The sequence below is a fragment of the Tabrizicola soli genome (assembly GCF_015999335.1).
In the GTDB taxonomy this organism is placed as follows: Bacteria; Pseudomonadota; Alphaproteobacteria; order Rhodobacterales; family Rhodobacteraceae; genus Tabrizicola; species Tabrizicola soli.
In genome coordinates, this window is record NZ_JAEACP010000002.1 from 151,346 (window position 1) to 172,641 (window position 21,296).

General features: G+C 69.8%; 21 protein-coding genes. 14 read left to right on the forward strand and 7 right to left on the reverse strand.

Going from position 1 to position 21,296, the window contains the following annotated elements; translation table 11 throughout:
* Window positions 1-26: 26 nt before the first annotated feature.
* Window positions 27-1,310, forward strand: a complete 1,284-nt coding sequence (locus I7S92_RS02695; RefSeq protein WP_197641932.1) for an O-acetylhomoserine aminocarboxypropyltransferase/cysteine synthase family protein — start codon at window positions 27-29, stop codon at window positions 1,308-1,310.
* Between the two features lie 17 nt (window positions 1,311-1,327).
* Here I7S92_RS02695 and I7S92_RS02700 read toward each other — a convergent pair whose 3' ends face one another.
* The 3 genes from I7S92_RS02700 to I7S92_RS02710 all read right to left on the reverse strand — a co-directional run bounded on the left by I7S92_RS02700 (window position 1,328) and on the right by I7S92_RS02710 (window position 3,946).
* Window positions 1,328-2,098 carry a hypothetical protein gene (locus I7S92_RS02700; protein ID WP_197641933.1) on the reverse strand — a complete coding sequence of 257 codons (771 nt, stop codon included), beginning with the start codon at window positions 2,096-2,098 and terminating at the stop codon, window positions 1,328-1,330.
* Window positions 2,098-3,153 (reverse strand): hypothetical protein, encoded by a 1,056-nt coding sequence (locus tag I7S92_RS02705; protein ID WP_197641934.1) that lies wholly within the window; start codon window positions 3,151-3,153, stop codon window positions 2,098-2,100. Before I7S92_RS02705 ends, I7S92_RS02700 begins: the two co-directional genes overlap by 1 nt.
* 97 nt (window positions 3,154-3,250) lie before the next feature.
* The gene (locus I7S92_RS02710) at window positions 3,251-3,946 is read right to left on the reverse strand and encodes an SIMPL domain-containing protein (protein ID WP_197641935.1); all 696 of its coding nucleotides are present in this window, start codon (window positions 3,944-3,946) and stop codon (window positions 3,251-3,253) included.
* Between the two features lie 161 nt (window positions 3,947-4,107).
* On the opposite strand from I7S92_RS02710, the gene I7S92_RS02715 reads away from it, so the two are divergent.
* Window positions 4,108-6,918: a translation initiation factor 2 gene (locus I7S92_RS02715; protein WP_197641936.1), complete on the forward strand. Its 2,811-nt coding sequence runs from the start codon at window positions 4,108-4,110 to the stop codon at window positions 6,916-6,918.
* A 164-nt stretch (window positions 6,919-7,082) separates the two neighbouring features.
* Here the strand turns inward: I7S92_RS02715 and cobT are convergent, their stop codons facing one another.
* Window positions 7,083-8,093, reverse strand: a complete 1,011-nt coding sequence (gene cobT / locus I7S92_RS02720) for a nicotinate-nucleotide--dimethylbenzimidazole phosphoribosyltransferase (protein WP_197641937.1) — start codon at window positions 8,091-8,093, stop codon at window positions 7,083-7,085.
* Window positions 8,094-8,225: 132 nt separating this feature from the next.
* On the opposite strand from cobT, the gene cobS reads away from it, so the two are divergent.
* The 5 genes from cobS to I7S92_RS02745 all read left to right on the forward strand — a co-directional run bounded on the left by cobS (window position 8,226) and on the right by I7S92_RS02745 (window position 11,519).
* On the forward strand, window positions 8,226-8,954 hold the full coding sequence (gene cobS / locus I7S92_RS02725; protein WP_197641938.1) for an adenosylcobinamide-GDP ribazoletransferase: 729 nt from the start codon (window positions 8,226-8,228) through the stop codon (window positions 8,952-8,954).
* A 75-nt stretch (window positions 8,955-9,029) separates the two neighbouring features.
* Window positions 9,030-10,121 (forward strand): 3,4-dihydroxy-2-butanone-4-phosphate synthase, encoded by a 1,092-nt coding sequence (ribB, locus tag I7S92_RS02730; RefSeq protein WP_197641939.1) that lies wholly within the window; start codon window positions 9,030-9,032, stop codon window positions 10,119-10,121.
* Window positions 10,122-10,125: 4 nt separating this feature from the next.
* Window positions 10,126-10,626: a 6,7-dimethyl-8-ribityllumazine synthase gene (locus I7S92_RS02735; protein WP_197641940.1), complete on the forward strand. Its 501-nt coding sequence runs from the start codon at window positions 10,126-10,128 to the stop codon at window positions 10,624-10,626.
* Complete coding sequence (gene nusB, locus I7S92_RS02740) at window positions 10,623-11,090, forward strand: transcription antitermination factor NusB (protein WP_242070035.1); 468 nt, start codon at window positions 10,623-10,625, stop codon at window positions 11,088-11,090. The genes I7S92_RS02735 and nusB overlap by 4 nt, the downstream gene beginning before the upstream one ends.
* A 42-nt stretch (window positions 11,091-11,132) precedes the next feature.
* A complete protein-coding gene (locus I7S92_RS02745) occupies window positions 11,133-11,519 on the forward strand; it encodes an META domain-containing protein (RefSeq protein WP_197641941.1) in 387 nt (128 codons plus the stop codon).
* Window positions 11,520-11,655: 136 nt separating this feature from the next.
* On the opposite strand, the gene I7S92_RS02750 is transcribed toward I7S92_RS02745, so the two are convergent.
* Both I7S92_RS02750 and I7S92_RS02755 read right to left on the reverse strand, forming a co-directional pair.
* Window positions 11,656-12,588, reverse strand: a complete 933-nt coding sequence (locus I7S92_RS02750) for an alpha/beta fold hydrolase (RefSeq protein ID WP_197642031.1) — start codon at window positions 12,586-12,588, stop codon at window positions 11,656-11,658.
* A gap of 8 nt (window positions 12,589-12,596) precedes the next feature.
* Window positions 12,597-12,884: an SCP2 sterol-binding domain-containing protein gene (locus I7S92_RS02755; protein ID WP_197641942.1), complete on the reverse strand. Its 288-nt coding sequence runs from the start codon at window positions 12,882-12,884 to the stop codon at window positions 12,597-12,599.
* A gap of 64 nt (window positions 12,885-12,948) precedes the next feature.
* Between I7S92_RS02755 and I7S92_RS02760 the strand changes: the two genes are divergently transcribed.
* The 5 genes from I7S92_RS02760 to I7S92_RS02780 all read left to right on the forward strand — a co-directional run bounded on the left by I7S92_RS02760 (window position 12,949) and on the right by I7S92_RS02780 (window position 17,870).
* Window positions 12,949-13,512 (forward strand): tetratricopeptide repeat protein, encoded by a 564-nt coding sequence (locus tag I7S92_RS02760; protein ID WP_197641943.1) that lies wholly within the window; start codon window positions 12,949-12,951, stop codon window positions 13,510-13,512.
* Between the two features lie 3 nt (window positions 13,513-13,515).
* Window positions 13,516-16,362 (forward strand): helicase-related protein, encoded by a 2,847-nt coding sequence (locus I7S92_RS02765; RefSeq protein WP_197641944.1) that lies wholly within the window; start codon window positions 13,516-13,518, stop codon window positions 16,360-16,362.
* Window positions 16,363-16,683, forward strand: a complete 321-nt coding sequence (locus tag I7S92_RS02770) for an RNA-binding S4 domain-containing protein (protein WP_197641945.1) — start codon at window positions 16,363-16,365, stop codon at window positions 16,681-16,683.
* 51 nt (window positions 16,684-16,734) lie between these two features.
* Window positions 16,735-17,073 (forward strand): ferredoxin FdxA, encoded by a 339-nt coding sequence (gene fdxA / locus I7S92_RS02775; protein WP_197641946.1) that lies wholly within the window; start codon window positions 16,735-16,737, stop codon window positions 17,071-17,073.
* 287 nt (window positions 17,074-17,360) lie between these two features.
* Window positions 17,361-17,870, forward strand: a complete 510-nt coding sequence (locus tag I7S92_RS02780) for a CarD family transcriptional regulator (RefSeq protein WP_197641947.1) — start codon at window positions 17,361-17,363, stop codon at window positions 17,868-17,870.
* Between the two features lie 198 nt (window positions 17,871-18,068).
* Here the strand turns inward: I7S92_RS02780 and I7S92_RS02785 are convergent, their stop codons facing one another.
* Window positions 18,069-18,659, reverse strand: coding sequence for a riboflavin synthase (locus I7S92_RS02785; RefSeq protein ID WP_197641948.1), 591 nt, complete (start codon window positions 18,657-18,659; stop codon window positions 18,069-18,071).
* A gap of 147 nt (window positions 18,660-18,806) precedes the next feature.
* Between I7S92_RS02785 and I7S92_RS02790 the strand changes: the two genes are divergently transcribed.
* Entirely contained in the window at window positions 18,807-20,081 is a 1,275-nt protein-coding gene (locus I7S92_RS02790; RefSeq protein WP_242070036.1) for a capsule polysaccharide biogenesis protein, read from the forward strand.
* 129 nt (window positions 20,082-20,210) lie between these two features.
* Window positions 20,211-21,296 carry a polysaccharide biosynthesis/export family protein gene (locus tag I7S92_RS02795; protein ID WP_197642033.1) on the forward strand — a complete coding sequence of 362 codons (1,086 nt, stop codon included), beginning with the start codon at window positions 20,211-20,213 and terminating at the stop codon, window positions 21,294-21,296.

Sequence of the window (21,296 nt, forward strand, 5' to 3'; positions counted from 1 at the left end):
CCTGCCGCCAGATACGGGAGGACCCCATGACCGACAGACCCCTTGGCTTCGAAACCCTCGCCATCCACGCTGGCGCCGAGCCCGACCCCGCCACCGGGGCCCGGCAGATTCCGATCTACCAGACCACGGCCTATGTCTTCCGCGACGCCGAACACGCGGCCAGGCTGTTCAACCTGCAGGAAGTCGGCAACATCTATTCCCGCCTGACCAATCCCACCGTCTCGGCGCTGGCGAACCGGGTCTGCGCGCTGGAAGGCGGGGCCGGCGCCATCGCCTGCTCCTCGGGCCATGCGGCGCAGATCATGGCGCTGTTCCCGCTGATGCAGCCGGGGCGCAACGTCGTCGCCTCGACCCGGCTTTACGGCGGCACGATCCAGCAGTTCTCGAACACGATCCGCAAGTTCGGCTGGTCGGCGAAATTCGTCGACTTCGACGATCCCAAGGCGATCGAGGCCGCGATCGACGGCGACACCCGCGCGCTGTTCTGCGAGACGATCTGCAACCCCGGCGGCGCGATCTCGGACATTCCCGCCATCGCCCGCGTGGCGAACCAGGCCGGCATCCCGCTGATCGTCGACAACACCACCGCCAGCCCCTACCTCTGCCGCCCGATCGAGCTGGGCGCGACCATCGTCGTGCACTCGGCCACCAAATACCTGACCGGCAACGGCACCGTCACCGGCGGGATCATCGTCGATTCGGGCAAGTTCGACTGGTCGGCCTCGGACAAGTTCCCCTCGCTTTCGCAGCCCGAGCCGGCCTATCACGGCCTTGTCTTCCATCCGACGCTGGGCGGCATGGCCTATACCTTCCACTCCATCGCCATCGGCCTGCGCGACCTCGGCATGACGATGAACCCGCAGGGCGCGCATTACACGCTGATGGGGATCGAGACGCTGGCGCTCCGGATGCAGCGCCATGTCGAGAACGCGAAGATCGTGGCCGAGTGGCTGGAGCAGGATCCGCGCGTCGGCTCGGTCACCTGGCCGGGGCTGAAATCCTCGCCCTACTACCATCTGGCGCAGAAGATCACGCCCAAGGGGCCGGGCGCGCTGTTCACCTTCACGGTGAAGGGCGGGTATGAGGCCTGCGTCAAGCTGATCGACAACGTGAAGCTGTTCAGCCACGTCGCGAACCTGGGCGACACCCGCAGCCTGATCATCCATCCGGCCTCGACCACCCACCGGCAACTGTCCGAAGAGGCGCAGATCAAGGCCGGCGCCGCGCCGGATTCGGTGCGGCTCTCGATCGGGATCGAGAATGTCGAGGACATCATCGCCGATCTCGATCAGGCGCTGTCCAAGGCCTGAACCCCGCAGCACGGAGGTCAGCCCCCCGGGGCGGCCTCCAGCGGCGGCAGGGCGATGACGCCCTTCGGCAGCGGCGCAAGCCAGGCGACCTCGGCCGTCAGCCTGACCGGCGCCGCCTCGGACCAGTCCACCGCAAGGCGCTGGATCCGGCAGAACAGTCCCTCCTCGGGGCAGGCGGCCTGCGCCTGGACAAGGGCGGCGGCAAGCGCGGCCTCGGGGGATTCCGTGCCCTCGGCGCCGGGGTCGAGGTCCAGGGTCCGGCGGGCTCCGGTCAGGACATGGGTGCCGAGGTCCGGCAGTTCCTCGGCCTCGGGCTTCAGGCGGAACACCAGTTCGATACGGAACCGCGCCGTGCCCTGCAGCGGATCGACGCTGCCCGCCTCGACCCGCGCCCGGTTCACCGCGCAATCGGCGGCCAGGGTGGAGGTCATTTCCTTGCACAGCATCTCGGCCAGCATCGGGGCGCGGATGTCGGCCAGAACCTGCAGATAGGGCGCATCGGGCAGTTTCTCGCCCTGGACCAGCAGCTCGGCCAGGCGCGCATCGCGCAGGATGGTGACCGTCCGGGCCGGCATGAAGCGATCCTGCCGCAGGAAGGCCAGCGCCTCGTCCTGTGGCACCAGCCCGCCCGAGGGCGAGATCAGCCAGCCCTGCCGAGGCATCCCCGGCGGCGGCGGCGGCAGCTCGGCCTCGGCGCGCGGCGGGGGAGAGCGGAAATGCTTCCAGCCGGCCGTGCCGAAGCCCACGGCCATCAGCAGCAGGCCGGATGCGATCAACAGGCGCGGCATCAGAAGCTTGCCCCCTGCCGAAGGTAGTCCAGATCGCCAAAGGCGAAGGTCAGGGCAATGGCCTTCACCCGCGCCGCGAAATTCTCGCCCTTGCCGGCCTGGCCGCGGATCTCGAAGAACTGGTCCTGGGTCGTGCGGATCTTCGCACCGTTGACCGGGGCATAGCCGGCCTTCGGGTCCTCGGCCCCCGGAACCGGACCGACCAGCGAGATCGTGCCCCGGTCGAAGCCGATCCGGCTGGAGGAGGCCGTCACCCCGAAGACATCCAGGAACCAGCGGTCATAGGCCCCGTCCGATGTGCCCTCGGGCCCATAGGCCGGATGGATGCCGCAGCTTGCCAGGCCCGAGTCCAGGATGACCTCGACCGGCACCACCGGGTCCAGGTTGGCGATACCGGCCTGGGTGCCGCCCAGCAGGATCACCCGCTCGATCCGGGCGCCGGGGGCGAGGTGCAGGTTCCACATCCGGTTGCCCGCGCCCGTCTCGAGGACCAGATAGACCGGGGCCGAGGTTTCGGTCACCGCGACGTCATAGGCCTCATAGGCGGGACCGGAGAGGTCCAGCATCGCGGCATTTCCGGTCTGGCGGTAGTGATCGGCCAGACGCTGCACCCCGGCGGCAAGGTCGCTGTCGTTGTAGGTGGACAGCGCCAACCCGATCCCGCTGGCCCCGGCTGTGACATGTCCGAAATGCGTCCCCTCCTGCGGCGGAGTCGGGCGGCAACCCATGATCGGACGGATCGTGGTGACCTCGGCCGGGATGTCGGCTCCGGCCTGCGTGGTATAACCGGCCACCACATCCCCGATGAAGACCGGCCGGTTGCCGGCCCCCGCCGCGATCGGCCCCATGGCGCGCAGGCCGCCGGCGTCCTCCTCCAGGAAATCCTGCGGCAGCTGGCCCGTGCGGCCATGGGCCCCGAAGACGCCCGCGCTTTCCAGATAGTCCAGCGCCCTCGGAGGCAGGATCCGCTCCAGCGGGCCGGGCCCGCCCAGCACCAGAGCCACCGCCGCAAGCGCGGCAGCGCCCAGGATGGCCAAGCTGATCCGACGCACCATTAACCCCGCTCCTGCCACCTTCCGGCGCTGTCTTGCGGAAAACTTGGGCAAAATCAGGCCGAAACGGCGGTGCAGTTGCGGTTTCGGCCCGATCCTGTCACTCGGCGATCTCGTAGAAGATCGTGACCGAGGCCGCCACGTCCATCGCGCCCGCCGCCACCGGCACCGGGGCCGCCGCAAGCTCGGCCTTGTACATCGGCACCGGCCCGCCCTCCGGCGCGCCCTCGCTTATCGAGAGGATGCGGCCCAGCTTCACCCCCGCCGCCGCGGCCAGAAGCTCGGCCCGTGCGCGGGCATCGGCCACCGCCTCCTTGCGCGCCTCGTCCAGAAGCGGCTCGGGATCGGCAAAGCCGAAGCTCAGTCCGTTCAGCGTGTTGGCCCCGTCCTGCACCGCCGCGTCCAGCACCGGGCCCAGCCCCGCCAGATCCCGGATCGTCACCGTCAGCAGGTTCGCCGCGACATAGCCCGAGATCGTCGGCGTGCCGCTGTCATAGCCGGTCCAGTTCGGATTGACCGACAGGTTCGAGGTCTGCATGTCCCGCGCCTCGACGCCGGCCGCGGCCAGCCGGGCCATCACCGCCTCCATCGCGGCGGAATTGGCGGCCAGCGCGGCCACCGCCGTCTCGCCCTGCGTGGTCACTCCGATCGAGAGGGTGGCGACGTCGGGGGCCGCCTCGACCGTGCCGGTGCCGGTGACGTTGATCATCGGCACCCGCGCCTCCTCGGCCATGGCGGTGGCCGCGAGCGGCAGGGCAAGGGCGGCTGCAAGGGCGAGGGCAGAGAGTTGGCGCATCGGGTTTCTCCTTGGTTCGACGCAGGTTTTCGGTTTTGTGACGTCGCAGGCAAGCCGATCCTTGGCCCTTTTCCTTTCTTTCGGCGAAAAGCTGCTGTAGTTCTGCGCCACGCCCGCGCGGCAAGTTCCCGCGCTTTCATTTTCCGTGCTAGACCCGCCGCATGAAACCGACTTTCGCACTTGATCTCACCCGCGACGTCGTGGGCCTTCTGCACCGGACGCCGAAAGGCTGGCTCCCGCTCGGCGAGGTGGCCTTCGACGCCCCCGACCTGGACGAGGCGCTGGCCTATCTGCGCAAGACTGCGCTCGGTCTATCTCCGATGGGAATGGCCACCAAGATCGTCCTGCCCAACAGCCAGATCCTCTACACCGAGGTCAACGCCCCCGGCCCCAGCCGCGACGAGAAGCGCCGCCAGATCGCCGCCGCGCTCGAGGGGCGGACGCCCTATGGCGTGGACGACTTGCTGTTCGACTGGTCCGGCAAGGGCGCGACCGTGAAGGTCGCCGTCGTGGCGCGCGAGACCCTGGAGGAGGCCGAGGGCTTCGCGACCCGACACCGGCTGAACCCGGTCGGCTTCGTCGCGATCCCCGAGGATGGCACCTTCGTGGGCGAGCCTTTCTTCGGCCAGACCGCCGCCGCCGCCGACATCCTTGCCGAAGGCGAGACGGTCGAGAAGGACCGCGAGCCGGTCTCGATCCTGCAACGCGACCTGCCCGCCGCCCCTCCCCCGGCGCACGCGCCTGCCGCCGCCGAAGCGCCTCCCGTGGCCGAGGCTCCGCCCGTGGTGGAGGAGCCTGCCGCCCCGCCGGCCGAAGCCGCGATTGCCGCGGACGACAGCCCGTCCGATCTGGACGAGGCGCGGACCACCGACCAGCCGCCCGCACCGGACCTGCCCGAGACCCCCGCGCCCGAGACTCCCGTACCCGAGGCAGAGCCGGTCGTCGAAGACCTCGCCCGGCCGGAACCCGTCCGCCAGCCCGAGCCCGTGTCCAAGCCCGCGCCGGCCGCAGAACCCGTCGCGGCAATGCCCGCGCCGCCCGCCGCCCCGGAAGCTGCAACGCCGCGCGTTGACGAGGTCGAGGAAGCCCCCTTCGCCGAGGTGGCCGACGAGGACACGCCCCCCGCGCCGCCCCCGGTGGTGCCGAAGCCCAGCGTGACCGCGCCGGAGCTGGAGGATGAAATCCCCCCCGCCCCGCCCTCGGCGGCGCTGATGGCCTTTGCCAGCCGCCGCTCCGGGACCCAGGGCGCGGCGCCCTCCTCCGCCCCGCCGGTCGCCGCCCCGCCCCGTGGGGCCGAGGCCACGCTGCGCCCCGGGGCCGTGCCGCCGGCGGCCAGCCGGCCCGCGCCCGCCACCAAGGGCTTTCAGGGCCTGGTCACCGCCCCCACGATTCCCGGCACCCGCAGCAAGCCGAAGCTGAAGCCCGGCACCGAGATCCCGCGTCCGGCGATGCCCGGCCCGGTGACGGTGAAATCGCCCACGCGCCCCGGCGGAACCTTCGGCGCGGCAGCCCCCGCACGCGGCCGGACTGGGACCATGCTTGCCGTTCTGGTGGCCCTGCTCCTCTTGTTTCTCGCGGTGATCGCGGCTTTGACCTCGCTCTATCGCGTGGGCAGCGACAGCACCCAGTCCGAGGCGATCACAGTGGTGGAGGGCGATGGCGTCGAAGCCGGTATCGACGACGAGATGCTGGCCGACATGCAGGACCCCGAGGGTCAGACGGCTCCGCTGGCGGAAGCGGCCGATGCCGCCCCGGAGGCCGACCCCGCTGCGGTGAACCTGGCCCTGGAAGAAGCCGTGCCGGAAGCTGCCCCCGAGGCGGCCGCGACGGTTGTTGCCGAACCCGCACCCGAGACCGCCGTCGCGACCGAGGTGGCGGCGGCCGACGCCCCGGCCGAGGATCAGGACGAGATCTTCCTCTCCGCCATGGACGCGCCGCCGCCGGCGCTGGATGCCCTGGCCCTGCCCGCCCCGGTCGACCGGGCCGACGCTGCCCCCGCGCCCACGATGCCGCCCCCGGCCTTCGGCACCGTCTACCAGTTCGATGCGAACGGCCTTCTGAAGCCCACGAAGGAGGGGATCGTCAGCCCCGAAGGCGTGTTCCTGATCGCGGGCAAGCCGCCGCGCCTGCCGCCCTCGCGCAGCGAAGCCGCCGCCGCCCAGGCCGCCGCCGCGCAACCCGCGCCGGCCGCTCCCGCCACCGCCGCCGATGCCTCGCTGGTGACCGCCACCGAAACGGCCGAGCCTGCGACTGCCCCCGCCTATGCCGACCCGGCGCTCGCCGAATTCCGCCCCCGCCCCCGGCCCGAGACGCTGGTTCCCCCCGCCAACGGCAATGGAGCCGCGCTCACGCCCGATCCGGCCGCGGCGGCGGAATTCGCCGGTCGCCGCCCCCTGCCCCGCCCCGAGACCGTTCTTGCTGCGGCCGCCGCCGCCAAGCCGGCCGACCTTGGCGCACAAGGCGCCTCGCTTGCCGCCCAGGCCGAGGCGAACCTGGCCGCAGCCGAGGCGCTGGAGACGCGGAATCCTTCCATCGTCGCCATCTCGATGCGCCCTGCAGCCCGGCCGAAGGACTTCGCCGGCGCGGTCGAGGCCGCCGTCGCCGCCGCCGTGCGCGCGCCCGAACCGCAGGAAGTCGCCGCCGCCGCTCCGGCCCCGGAGGCCAAGCCCGAGGAACTGGACGAGGCGGACGAGCCCGAGACCGCCAGCGCGGCTCCCTCGATCCCGACCAAGGCCAGCGTGGCCAAGCAGGCGACCTTTGCCGATGCGATCAACCTGTCGAAGCTGAACCTGATCGGGACCTACGGCACCGACTCGCGCCGGTATGCGCTGATCCGGCAGTCGAACGGGCGCTACAAGAAGGTCACGGTGGGCGACAAGATCGACGGAGGGACGATCAAGGCGATCACCGAGACCGAGGTCCGCTACCAGAAGGGCGGTCGGCTGCTCAGCCTGAAGCTGCCCCGGGCGTGAGCGCCACGCGGGCAGGCAAGCCGTCTCGTTTCAAATCAACGGGTTGACGATGCACATTTACCTTTCGTCAGGGAATGGCCCCGCCTCCGGACCCGCTCGTCGATGACTTCGTCGCTCCTCGCCGCCCGGCGACGAGGAGACGAAGTCGAACGAGGAGCGTCCGGTCAGGAACCGGCCGCGACCCCGGCCTCGGCGAAGGTCGCCATGCCGGAATGGCAGGCGACCGCGCCCTGCACCACCCCGATCGCCAGCGCCGCACCGGACCCTTCGCCCAGACGCAGGCCAAGCGACAGGAGCGGCTCTTTCCCCAGCCGCTCCAGCAGGCGGGGATGCGCGCCCTCGGCCGATTGATGCCCGGCGATGCAATGGTCAAGCGCGCCGGGCACCGACCGTTCCAGCACCGCAGCCGCGGCGCAGACGACGAAACCGTCGAGAATCACCGGCACCCGGTGCATCCGCGCGGCGAGGATCGCGCCGGTCATCGCCGCCAGTTCGCGCCCGCCGAGGCAGCGCAGGACCTCGAGCGGATCGCCCAGAACCGCGGCGTGGCGCGCCAAACCGGCGGCGACGGCGGCCTCTTTCCGGCCAAGTCCCGCATCGTCCACCCCGGTGCCGCGCCCGGCCCAGCCCGTGCCGCCGTAAAGCGCCGCGGCCAGCGCGGCGGCGACGGTGGTATTGCCGATCCCCATCTCGCCCGCAACGAACAGGTCAGCCTCGGGATCGACGGCGCCGTAGCCCGCGCGCAGCGCCGCGACGACCTCGGCCTCGGTCATCGCGGGGCCTTGGGTGAAATCGGCGGTCGGACGCTCCAGTTCCAGCGGGACGACATCCAGCTTCGCGCCAAACGCCTTCGCCAGCTGGTTGATCGCCGCCCCGCCATGGGCGAAGTTCGCCACCATCTGCACCGTGACCTCGGGCGGGAAGGCCGAGACCCCCTGCGCGGTGACGCCATGATTTCCCGCGAAGATCACGATCTGCGGCCGGCCGGCATGCGGCTTGTCGGTGCCCTGCCAGCCCGCCAGCCAGAGCGCCACCTGCTCGAGTCGCCCAAGCGCGCCGGGCGGCTTGGTCAACTGGCCGTTCCGCGCCCCGGCCCCGGCCAGCGCCGCCGCGTCGGGCGTGGGAAGGCGGTCGAGGAGGCTGCGAAATTCGGCGAGGGTCTGGAACGGCATCATCTACTCCCGATTGATCCTGAGACGGCTTGGGGCTACCCCATGGCCCAAGGCAGGGCCAGCCGGGATGTGCCGCTTTGGGCCTGCTTCGCGACATGGCGTCGGATTGCCGCAGGGTGAACTGGGGGAAGTGGAATGTGGGATGATCTTGCCTCGGGCTTTGCGCTGCTGACGCGGCTGCCGATGCCGGAGCACCGGGGGACGGGCGCGGCCTCGGCCTGGGCCTGGCCGCTGGTCGGCGCGACGCTGGGGGCGCTGGCCGCCGCGCTGGCGGGGATCGCGCTGTGGCTGGGCTTCACGCCGGGGGTCACGGCGGCCATGGTGCTGGCGCTGGGGGCGATCCTGACCGGGGGCCTGCATGAGGACGGCCTGTCGGATACGGCCGACGGGTTGTTCGGCGGCTGGACGCGCGAGCGGCGGCTGGAAATCATGAAGGACAGCCGGGTCGGAAGCTACGGCGTGCTGGCGCTGCTGCTGGTCACCCTGGCGCGCTGGTCGGCGCTGGTGACGATCCTCACCGCCGGAGAGATCTGGGCGCTGGTCGCGGTGGGCGCGCTGGCGCGGTCGCCGATGGCGGCGCTGATGGCGGGCCTGCCGAATGCGCGCGGCACCGGGCTGAGTCATGCGACCGGCCGCCCGCCGCGGGACCGGGTGCTGGCCGGGATCGGGATCGCGGTGCTGATCGCGCTGATCTTCACCGGGGGCACCGCGCTGCCCATGGCGGCGCTGGTGGTGCTGGCCTCGCTGTGGCTGGCGCGGCTGGCGCTGCGGCGGATCGGCGGGCAGACCGGCGATATCCTGGGCGCGGCGGAGCAACTGGCCGAGGTGGCCTGCCTGGCCGTCCTTGCCGCCAGCGCGGGGTAAGTCTGCGTTCCGCGCGCATCCGAAGCTCTGGCATTTGCGCCTGCGCCGCGATACATCGGCGGAACCAGACGCAGGATGCCGCCCATGTCAGATTACTCCGACGCCATTTCCTCGATCGAGGACATCATCGAGGATGCCCGCAACGGGCGGATGTTCATCCTCGTCGATCACGAGGACCGCGAGAACGAGGGCGACCTGGTGATCCCGGCGCAGATGTGCACGCCCCATGCGATCAACTTCATGGCGACGCATGGCCGGGGCCTGATCTGCCTGGCGATGCCGAAGGAACGGATCGACGCCCTGGGCCTGCCGCTGATGAGCCCGAAGAACTCCAGCCGGCACGAGACGGCCTTCACGCTCTCGATCGAGGCGCGCGAGGGGGTGACGACCGGGATCTCGGCCGCCGACCGGGCGCGGACGGTCTCGGTCGCGATCGACCCGACCAAGGGCGCGGCCGACATCGCGACGCCGGGCCACATCTTCCCGCTGCGCGCCCGCGAGGGCGGCGTCCTGATCCGCGCGGGCCATACCGAGGCGGCGGTCGACGTCAGCCGCCTGGCCGGGCTGAACCCCTCGGGCGTGATCTGCGAGATCATGAACGACGACGGCACCATGGCGCGGCTGCCGGACCTGATCACCTTCGCCCAGAAGCACGGGCTGAAGATCGGCACGATCAGCGACCTGATCGCCTATCGCCGCCGGCATGACAACCTGATCACGGAAAAGGCGGTGAAGTCGGTCGCCTCGGCGCATGGCGGCGACTGGCTGATGCGGGTCTTTGCCGACGAGACCCATGGCGACGAGCATATCGTGCTGTCGAAGGGCGATCTTGCCGCCCCCGGCCCGGTGCTGGTGCGGGTCCATGCGCTGAACCCGCTGGAGGATGTGCTGGGCGTGGGCGGCGGCGGCGAGTTGCCGGCGGCGATGCGGATCATCGCGGCCGAGGGGCGCGGGGTGGTGGTGCTGCTGCGCGACACGACGATGAAGATGGTCACGCCGGGCGAACATTCGCCGCAGACGCTGCGGCAATATGGCGTGGGGGCGCAGATCCTCTCCGCGCTGGGGCTGTCGTCGATCACGCTGGTGACGAATTCCGCCGCGCCGAAGTTCGTGGGGCTGGAGGCCTACGGGCTGACGATCGCGGGCACCCGCCCGATCAAGGAGTAATCCCATGGCCGGGACCGAGACGCATTACACGCTGCCGCTGCCCGGGTTCGACAAGCCGGTGAAGCTTCTGATCGTGGTGGCGCCCTATTACAGGGACATCGCCGACAACCTTATCGCGGGCGCGCGTGCGGTGGGCGCGGCCTGCGGGGCCGAGGTCGACCTGGTCGAGGTCCCCGGCGCGCTGGAGGTGCCCTCGGCCATCGCCATGGCGCAAAGGCTGGCGGAATATGACGGCTATGTCGCGCTCGGCTGCGTGATCCGGGGCGAGACGACGCATTACGACACGGTCTGCAACGATTCCTCCCGCGCGCTCAGCCTTCTGGGCCTGCAGGGGGCCTGCATCGGCAACGGCATCCTGACGGTCGAGAACCGGGCCCAGGCCGAGGTGCGGGCGGATCCCGCGGGCCAGGACAAGGGCGGCGGGGCGGCCGCGGCGGCCTTGCACCTGATCGCGCTTTCGCGCAAATGGGCCGGGAAATCCAAGGGGATCGGCTTCCGGGCATGACGGACAAGGGGCAGCAGAAGCGCCAGATGAAATCGGCCGCGCGGCTTTACGCCGTGCAGGCGCTTTTCCAGATGGAAGTGTCGGGCCAGACGGTCGAGGCGGTGACGCGCGAGTTCGAGACGCATCGCCTCGGCGCGACCTATGACGAGGGCGAGTTCGCCGAGGGCGACGTCGACCATTTCCGCGCCGTCGTGGGCGCGGCGGTGAACTGGCAGGCGAAGATCGACCAGATGACCGACCGCGCGCTGGTCGCGGCCTGGCCGATCGACCGGATCGACCCGGTGCTGCGCGCGCTCTTTCGCGCGGCGGGGGCGGAACTCGTCGACATGGCGACGCCGCCCAAGGTGACTATCACCGAATATGTCGACGTGGCGAAGGCCTTCTTCCCCGAGGGCAAGGAGCCGAAGTTCGTCAACGCCGTGCTCGACCACATGGCGCGCGAGGCCAAGCCCGGGGCCTTCTGACGCGTCGAGGGGGTGGCGAAACCCGATGATGGAGCCCGTGACATGCGCCTGCTTTCCCTTGCCGCCCTTCTGGCCGTGACAACCACCGCAGCCTGCGCCCAGGACCCTGTCGGGGTGGACTGGCGGCTCGTCTCGGTCGACGGGGTGGCGGTCGACTATCCCGCCACCTTGCGGATCGCGGCGGATGGCGGCCTGTCCGGGCAGGCGCCGTGCAACAGCTGGTCCAGCCTGAACGGGGCAGCCCTGCCGGAACTGGATGTGCAGGGCATCCGGGCGACCCGGATGGCCTGCGACCGCCTGGGGGAGGAAGCGGCCTTCTTCGCGGCGCTGGAGGCGATGACCCGGGCCGAGGTGTCGGAGGACGGGAGACTGGTGCTGACGGGGCCGGAAGGGCGGAGCCTGGAATTCGGAAGCGTCGGGGCCGAGTGACCCTGGGCCGCAAGGTGGGCGGATCGCCCACCCTGCGCGGGCCACGGCAGGGTGCGGACCCTGTCGTAAGGTGGGTGATTCACCCACCCTGCCCTGCGAAATCCGGGCGCGGGTTAAGGTGGGCGATTCGCCCACCCTACGGGCGGGAGGCCTCGAAAAGCGCGGCGGCGCGGTCGAAGAACCGGCGGCGGACCTCGGGGCCTTCCATCATGATCTCGTGCTCGGCCCCCGGATAGATGTCCAGCTCTCCCCCCGGCCAGTGGGCCATCCGCAGATGCACCGGGGCCAGGTCCACCACCTTCTCGCGCGACCCCATGGCGCAGATCACCGGCAGGTCCGGCGCAGGCCGCGCCGCGAGTGCCGCGCATTCGCGCAGCGCCGCGCGCAGCCAGGCGATCGACGGCCCGCCCAGCGCCAGCCCCGGCACCGCATGCAGCTGCGCGGCCATGTAGTCCCACATCCCGCGGTCCGTGGTCAGCACATTGCCCTCGAAGGGCGCGGTCAGGATGTAGGACTCGCCCCCCGTCGTCGGGGCATAGCGGTGGGCATAGCGCAAGGGGCCGGCCAGCGCCGAGACCACATGCGCCACCGGGCGCAGCCAGGCGGCCATCGAGATCCCCCACATCGGCGCCGAGAACACCGCCGAGCGGAAAGGCAGGCCGCGCATCAGGCCGCGCAGGCCGATGCAGCCGCCCATGGAATGGGCCAGGATATGCCAGGGCTCGGGCAGGCCGGCCTGCCGCGCGGCGGCCAGCATCACGTCGAAATCCTGCTGGTATTCGGAGAAATCGCCGACATGGCCCGCCATCGGATCGGGCAGCGCCCGGTCGGCCAGGCCCTGGCCGCGCCAGTCTATCGTGATGACCGACCAGCCCCGCGCGATGAGGTCGCCCGCCGCGCGGCCGTATTTCTCGACGCATTCGGTCCGGCCGGGCAGCAGGAACACCGTCCCCTTCGCCCCGCCCTGCCACCAGGCCAGCCGGATCCGCACAGCACCCGCCCGCGCCCAGACCGCGACCGCGCCCGGCGGGGAGTCGGCGATCCCTTCGTGAAAGGGCGCAGGCGTCAGTCCCTGGATCACCCCAGCACCGCGCCAAGCTTCATCGCCTGGCCCATGCTGCCGTCCACCTTCAGCTTGCCGGACATGAAGGCCATGGTCGGGTTCATCGCGCCGTCGAGGATCGCGCGGAACACATCGGCCTCAGCGGTCAGGGTCACGTCGGCCTCCTCATCCCCGGCGCGGACGCCGGCGTGGTCCAGCATGATCGTCCCCTCGCCCGGGATGACGAACTTGGCCACCCCATCATAGCCGCCCGACAGTTTCGCCGACAGTGCCTTCACCGCCGCATCGATCAGTTCGCTCATCGCATCTCTCCTTCGTGACCCGGGCGACACTGGCAATCCCGCGCGGATCGGTTACCTTCACGTTATGGGTGTCCGTGCCGCCATTCTCAATCGTATCGTTGCGGCACTTGTTCCGCTTTTCCTGACTTGCGGCCTGGCTGCGGCCGGGGACAGTGCCCGGCTGGACGATCTGTTCACCCGGCTGCAGACCGCCGAGCCTGCAGAGGCCGCCCGGATCGAGAGCGAGATCTGGATCGAATGGTCGAAATCCGGCTCGCCCGCGATCGACCTTCTTCTGCAGCGCGGGCGCGATGCGCTGGAGCTGGGCGATACCGGGCAGGCCATCGCGCATTTCACAGCCGTCATCGACCATGACCCCGATTTCGCCGAGGGCTGGAACGGGCGGGCCACGGCCTATTTCCAGGCGGGGGAGTTCGGACCCTCGCTTGCCGACATCGCGCATGTGCTGACGCTGAACCCGCGCCATTTCGGGGCGCTGGCGGGCCTGGGCGCGATCTTCGAGGACAGCGACCGGCCGGACAAGGCGCTGGCGGCCTATCGGGCGGCGCTGGCGATCCATCCGCATCTGGAGGGCATCCCCGAGGCGGTGGAGCGGCTGGAGACCGAGGCCGAGGGGCAGGAGCTTTAACCGATGGACGCCCAGCGGCGGGTGACGGCGGTCCTCGGGCCGACCAACACCGGCAAGACCCACCATGCGATCGAGCGGATGCTGGCGCACCGCACCGGGGTGATCGGCCTGCCGTTGCGGCTGCTGGCGCGGGAGGTCTATGACCGGATCGTGGCCCGCGTCGGCCCCTCGGTCGTGGCCCTGGTCACCGGCGAGGAACGGATCGTGCCCGAGCGGACGCAGTACTGGGTCTGCACCACCGAGGCGATGCCCTTGGAGATCGGCGCGGATTTCGTCGCGGTGGACGAGATCCAGCTTTGCGCCGACGCCGACCGGGGGCATGTCTTCACCGACCGGCTCCTGCGGGCGCGCGGGCTGCACGAGACGCTGTTCCTGGGGTCGGACACCATGCGCGGGGCGATTGCGGCGCTGGTGCCGCATGTCACCTTCCTGCGCCGCGACCGGCTCTCGACGCTGACCTACACCGGGTCGAAGAAGATCAGCCGGATGCCGCCCCGGTCGGCCATCGTCGGCTTCTCCGTTGAAAACGTCTATGCCATCGCCGAATTGATCCGGCGGCAGAAGGGCGGCTGCGCGGTGGTGATGGGGGCGCTTTCCCCCCGGACACGGAACGCTCAGGTCGCGCTCTATCAGAACGGCGACGTGGATTACCTGGTCGCGACCGATGCCATCGGCATGGGGCTGAACCTCGACATCAAGCATGTCGCCTTCTCGGCCACGGCCAAGTTCGACGGGCGACGGATGCGGGCGCTTTATCCGCACGAGCTGGCGCAGATCGCGGGCCGGGCGGGCCGCCATACCGAGGACGGGACCTTCGGCGTCACCGGCGAGGCGCGGCCCTTCGACGAGGACCTGGTCGAGGCCATCGAGACCCACCGCTTCGCCCCGGTGAAGAAACTGCACTGGCGCAACGAATCGCTGGAATTCGGCAGCGCCGAGCGGCTGATCCGCAGCCTGGAGGAGCCCACGTCAAACGACTGGCTGACCCGCGCGCGCGAGGCGGACGACCTTCTGGCCCTGAAGGCGCTGGCCGCCATGCCCGAGGTGCGGGACCGGCTGACCGAACCGAAGCGCGTGCAGCTTCTCTGGGACGTCTGCCGCATTCCGGACTTCCGTTCCTCCTCCGGCACGGAACATGCCACCCTGCTGGCGCGGATCTACGAATTCCTGGTCGGCAGGGGCCTTGGCGGCGGCCGCATCCCCTCGGACTGGCTCGCGCAGGCGATCAAGCGCATCGACCGGACCGAGGGCGACATCGACGCGCTCTCGCGCCGGCTGGCCTATATCCGCACCTGGACCTATGTCAGTCAGCGGAAAAACTGGGTCCAGGACGAAAGCCATTGGCGCGAGGAAACCCGCGCTGTAGAAGACCGCCTGTCGGATGCCCTGCATGCGGCATTGACGCAACGATTTGTCGACCGGCGGACGTCTGTCCTGCTTCGCCGGTTGAAGCAGAAGGAGGCTCTGGTGGCCGAAGTGAACGACAAGGGCGAAGTGACGGTCGAGGGCGAATTCGCCGGCCGGCTGGAGGGATTCCGCTTCCGCCAGGATGCCAGCGCGACGGGCGATGCCGCGCGCACGCTGGCGCAGGCCGCGCTCCAGGCGCTGAAGCCCGAGTTCCACCTGCGCGCCGACCGCTTCTACAACGCGCCGGACACCGAGCTGGACTTCACCGAACAGGGCGGCCTGATGTGGGGCAGCAATGCCGTCGGCAAGCTGGTCAAGGGCGCCGAGCCCGCGAAACCGGCGGTCGAGGCCTTCGTGGACGAGGAAGCCGGTCCCGAGGTCGCGGAAAAGGTGCGCCGCCGCCTGCAGCACTTCATCGACCGCAAGGTCGCGGCGCAGTTCGACCCGCTTCTGGCAATGGGCCGGGACGAGACGCTGACCGGCCTCGCCCGCGGTTTCGCCTTCCGCCTGACCGAGGCGATGGGCGTCCTGCCCCGCGATACCGTGGCCGCCGAGGTCAAGGATCTGGACCAGGAGGCGCGCGGGGCGCTGCGCAAGCATGGCGTCCGCTTCGGCCAGTTCACCATCTTCCTGCCCGCGCTCTTGAAGCCCGCGCCCACCCGGCTGCGGCTGGTGTTGTGGTCGCTGTGGAACGGGTTGCAGGAGTTCCCGGAATCGCCGCCTCCGGGCCTGGTCACCATTCCGAACGTCCAGGAAGTGCCGAAGCAGCATTACACGCTCGCGGGCTACCACCCGGCCGGCGCGCGGGCGATCCGCATCGACATGCTGGAACGCCTGGCCGACATCCTGCGGCAAAAGGACAGCCGCGCCGGTTTCGAGGCGACGCCCGACATGCTCTCGATCACCGGCATGACGCTGGACCAGTTCGCCGACCTGATGGCGGGCCTGGGCTACAAGGGCGAGAAGGCCGAGCGGGTCAAGGTCAAGGCGGCCGAGGCGCCGAAGGCCCCCGAAATCTCCGAGGAGGCCGCCGCCGCCATCGCGGCAGGCGTGCCGATCCCGGAAGAGGTCTCGATCCTCGCCCCCGAGCCCGCGCCGGAACCCGAGGCCGCGCCGGAGATGGAGTCCTTCTACACCTTCACCTGGGCGCCGAAGCCGCGTCCGCGCCCCGAACGTGGCGGCGAGCGCGGCCCCCGGCCCGAGCGGAAAGAGGGCGACCGCCCGCGCGGCGACCGTCCCCGGCGCGAAGGCCAGGGCGAGCGTCCGCAGGGCGACCGGCCGAAGCACGACCGGCCCAAGGGCGACCGTCCCGACCGCAAGGGCGGCAAGCCGCAGCGCGATGACCGGCAGAAAAGCTTCGAGGCCCGCCCGCCGCGCGCCGAAAAGCCGATCGACCCCGACAACCCCTTCGCCGCGCTCCTCGCGCTCAAGGGCAAGGTCTGATTGGCCGGGCCGTCGGGAAAGCCGAACCCTTCGGCAGCCCCCGGCCTGCGTCTGGACAAATGGCTGTGGCAGGCCCGGTTCTTCAAGAGCCGTGGCCTGGCCGCCGAAATGATCGAATCCGGCTCGGTCCGGGTGAACGGCACCCGCGTCACCCGCCCCGGCCGCGACGTCGGCGCGGGCGATGTCCTGACCTTTGCGCAAGGCAACCGCATCCGGGTGGTCCGCATCCTGGCCCTGGGCCAGCGGCGCGGCCCCGCAGGCGAGGCACAGGCGCTTTACCTCGATCTCGAGCCGCCTGCGACGCCGGAGCCGCTTGAATGATCCGCCCGCCTGCTCTAGCTAACCCTGAACACATCGCATCCGAGTCACGCCATGACCTATGTCGTCATCGACAACTGCATCGCCTGCAAATACACCGACTGCGTCGAGGTCTGCCCGGTCGACTGCTTCTACGAAGGCGAGAACATGCTTGTCATCCATCCGGATGAATGCATCGACTGCGGCGTCTGCGAGCCGGAATGCCCCGCCGACGCGATCCGCCCCGACACCGAGCCCAACCTCGAGGAATGGGTGGCCTTCAACCGCAAATATGCGGTGCAATGGCCGGTCATCGTGACGAAAAAGGACCCGCTGCCCGGGTATGAGGAGCGCGACGGGGAACCGAACAAGCGCGAGAAGTATTTCTCCGAAGCGCCCGGAACCGGCGGCTGATCGCCGACCGATTCGGGCCCCGGAAAGACGCAGGCCGGGCTTCGCCCGGATAAACCGCGACAATACAATGCTTTCCCTGCCAGGAACCCTGTTCCGCGGCAGTTGGAATCAGGCGCATTTTGTGTTATGGTTTGTTTACAAACAAGCATGGAAGCCTGTCTGACGGCTTGGCGCATTCCGCCCGGCCGTGTGTTTCTGCGACTAGCCAACTCCACACACCAGGGCTGGGGTGCCTCGGTGGGCGGAGTTTGTTGCGGAACAGGGTTCCGATCTGGGGAATGTGCCGTATGACCAAACCGAAGAAGCCTGAATTCCGCCCGAACGATTTCGTGGTCTACCCCGCGCATGGCGTGGGCAAGATCATCTCGATCGAGGAGCAGCAGATCGCCGGGATTCAGCTGGAGCTTTTCGTCATCTCCTTCGAGAAGGACAAGATGACCCTGCGCGTCCCCACCCACAAGGCGCTGGACATCGGCATGCGCGCGCTGTCGGCCCCGGATGTGGTGACCAAGGCGCTGGACACGCTGAAGGGCAAGGCCAAGGTCAAGCGCGCGATGTGGTCGCGCCGGGCGCAGGAATACGAGCAGAAGATCAACTCGGGCGACCTCCTGTCGATCGCCGAGGTGGTGCGCGACCTGCACCGCGCCGACGACCAGCGCGAGCAGTCCTATTCCGAGCGTCAGCTCTACGAGGCGGCGCTGGAGCGTCTGACCCGCGAAGTCGCCGCCGTCTCCGGCGTGGACGAGGCCGGCGCGGCCAAGCAGGTCGATTCGGTCCTGGTCGGCCGCGCGGCCTGATCTGCCCGACACTGACTGAACGGCGGTCCTTCGGGGCCGCCGTTTTTCATGGCCCTGCCCTTTCGGCACAATTCGATTCAAATTGTGCTTTCTCTTGGAGAAATACTCCACGGGTGCGTCCAGTTGTTGCGCCATTGGTTCAAGCACCACTGGACGCGGGGGGTGTGAAACCCCCGGCGGCCGGCCAGAGGCGCGCGCTCAGTCGAACTCGCGCAGCCGCGCCACGTAGCGGGCCATGGTGTCGACCTCCAGGTTCACGCGGTCCCCGGCCTTCACCTCGCCCCAGGTGGTCACCTCCTGGGTATGCGGGATCAGGTTCACGCCGAACTCGGCCCCCGCGACCTCGTTCACCGTCAGCGAGGTGCCGTTCAGCGCCACCGACCCCTTCGGCGCGATGAACCGCGCCAGGGCCTCGGGCGCGCGGAAGGTCACGCGGACCGAGCCGCCCTCATGCCGCACCCCCACCACCTCGGCCAGCCCGTCGACATGGCCCGAGACGATATGCCCCCCCAGCTCGTCCCCGACCTTCAGCGCGCGCTCCAGGTTCACCCTTTTGCCGGGCATCCAGCCGCCGAGATTGGTCTTGGACAGGGTCTCGGCCGAGATCTCGACGTCGAACCAGCCTTCCGGCCCCAGCGCCACCACCGTCAGGCAGACCCCGTCGCAGGCGATCGAGGCGCCGATGTCGATGCCCGCCACGTCATAGCGCGTCGCGATCCGGGCGCGCAGGTCGCCGGTGAGCTTCGTCTCGACGATCCGGCCGACATCGGTGACAATTCCGGTGAACATCCGCTTCTCCCGCTTTTCCCCTGAGGTAAAGCCGCCCCGACCGGCTTGCAAGCCCAAGGGCCAAAGTGCCATGATCCGCGTCTGACTTCTTGCCACGCCTGCCGCGATCGGACAGGAAAAGGGCGTGATGTACACGAGTGACCTTGGTTGAGCGACCGTCGTTTCCTGTTCCTGCAAGGGCCGCATGGGCCCTGGTTCCACCGCCTGGGGCGGATGCTGCGTGCGGCCGGGGCGCAGGTCTGGCGGGTGGGGTTCAATCTCGGCGACCGGATGTTCTGGCGCGGGAAAGGCTATATCCCGTTCCGGGAAAGCCACGACCTCTGGCCCGCGACCTGCGCCGCGCTGCTGGACAGGCTGCGGATCACCGACCTGGTGCTTTACGGCGACACGCGGCCGATCCATGCCGAGGCCGTCCGCCTGGCCCGGGCGCGCGGGATCACCGTGCATGTCTTCGAGGAAGGCTACCTGCGCCCCTATTGGGTCAGCTATGAACGCGGCGGGTCGAACGGCCATTCGCGGCTGATGCAGCTGACCCTGCCCGAGATGCAGGCCGCGCTGGACCGGGTGGACCGCGACCTGCCCGATTCGCCCGGCACCTGGGGCGACATGCGCCAGCACATGTTCTGGGGCGCGATCTATCACGCCTTCGTGGCGCTTGGCCGCCGGGCCTATCGCAACTTCCGCCCGCATCGCGCCCTCACCGTGGGGCAGGAGTTCCGGCTGCATCTGCGGCGCTTCTTCCTGATGCCGCTCTACCGGGTCGAGCGCCGGCTTGCCACGCTTCGCATCCGGCACGGGGGGTTTCCCTATCATCTGGCGATCCTGCAGCTGGAGCATGACGCCAGTTTCCGCGACCATTCGCCCTTCGCCAGCATGACCGACTTTCTGGCGCTGGTCGTGGAAAGCTTCGCCCGTGGCGCGCCGCCGCATCACCATCTGGTGTTCAAGGCCCATCCGCTGGAAGACGGCCGCGTGCCGCTGCTGCCCGAGATCCGGCGTCTGGCGCGGCTGCACGGGATCGACGCGCGCGTGCATTTCGTCCGGGGCGGCAAGCTGGCCGGGCTTCTGGCCGAGGCGCGCACCGCCGTGACGGTCAATTCCACCGCCGGACAACAGGCCCTGTGGCGCGGGGTGCCGCTGCGCAGCTTCGGCGCGGCGGTCTATGCCAAGCCGGAGTTCATCTCCTCGCAGCCGCTGGCCGAGTTCTTCGCCGCCCCGAATCGCCCGGATACCCGCGCCTATCGCGACTACCGGCAGTTCCTGCTGGAAACCTCGCAGCTGGTCGGGGGCTTCTATTCCGCAAACGGCCGGCGGTACCTGCTGCGACAGGTGGTGGACCTGATGCTTGCGTCCGACGACCCCTATCAGGCGCTTCTGTCCGGCAGTGCGGCGCCACGGCAGAATTTGCGCCTGGTGCGCTGATTCCGGCAGGACCGGCTGGCGCAGCCCCGGCAGTTTCGCTAGTTTCCCCGCATCGGGCGGAGCGTAAGGAATCCGGCAGTGCGTAAGCGGTATCTGGTCAGGGCAGTTGCCCTTCTGACCCTGGTTTCCATGGTTTCCTCCTGCGGGCTGCCCCGCTCGGGTCCGACCAAGCGCGAGGTCCTCGCCGGCGCGGTCGAACGCGCGGGCGATGCCCATGTCGTTCCCGTGACCCCCGCCGTCAGCCGGGCCACCGCGATGCAGCCGAGCTTCGGCTTCAGCGACGCCTTCCGCAAGGCGGGGCTGATGGGTTCGGACGTGATCAGCGCCGGCGATGTGCTGGGCGTCAGCGTCTTCGAGAACGTGAAGGACGACCCGCTTCTGGGCAATACCGGCCAGCGGGTCACCAGCCTGCAGCAAATCCAGGTCGACGGGCAGGGTTTCATCTACATCCCCTATGCCGGGCGCCTCAAGGCCGCCGGCCAGACGCCCGAGGGGCTGCGCCAGGCGATCACCCGCCAGCTCGAGGACCAGACCCCGGACCCGCAGGTCAGCGTCACCCGCGTGGCGGGGGACGGGGCGACGGTCTCGATCTCGGGCCAGGCGGGGGCGAACGGCGTCTACCCGATCGAGGCCCCGACACGGACGCTGGCCACGATGCTGGCAAAATCCGGCGGCGTGGCGATCGATCCCGGCGTCGCCATCGTGCGGGTGACGCGCGGCAGCCAGACCGGCAAGATCTGGCTGAAGGACCTCTACGCGAACCCCGCGCTGGACATCGCGCTGCGCCCCGGCGACAAGATCGTGATCGAGGAGGACAGCCGCAGTTTCATCGCGCTCGGCGCGACCGGCGGGCAAAGCCTGGTGCCCTTCGAATCCGAGACCATGTCGGCGCTGGAGGCGATCGCCACGGTCGGCGGGCTTTCGACCGCCTCGGCCGACCCGACCGGCATCTTCGTCCTGCGCGAGGAGGGCGAGGCGGTGGCGCGGGAAGTGCTGGGACAGGCCGATCTGGTGGGCGAGCAGCGCATGATCTATGTGCTGGACCTGACCGAACCCACCGGCCTTTTCGAGGCGCGGGATTTCCAGATCCGCGACGGCGACACGCTTTACGTGACCGAGGCCCCCTTCGTGCAGTGGCAAAAGACGCTGGGCGCAGTCACCGGCACGACCGGGGCGGCGTCGAACCTGGCCAATACCGCCACTTCCGGCAACTGA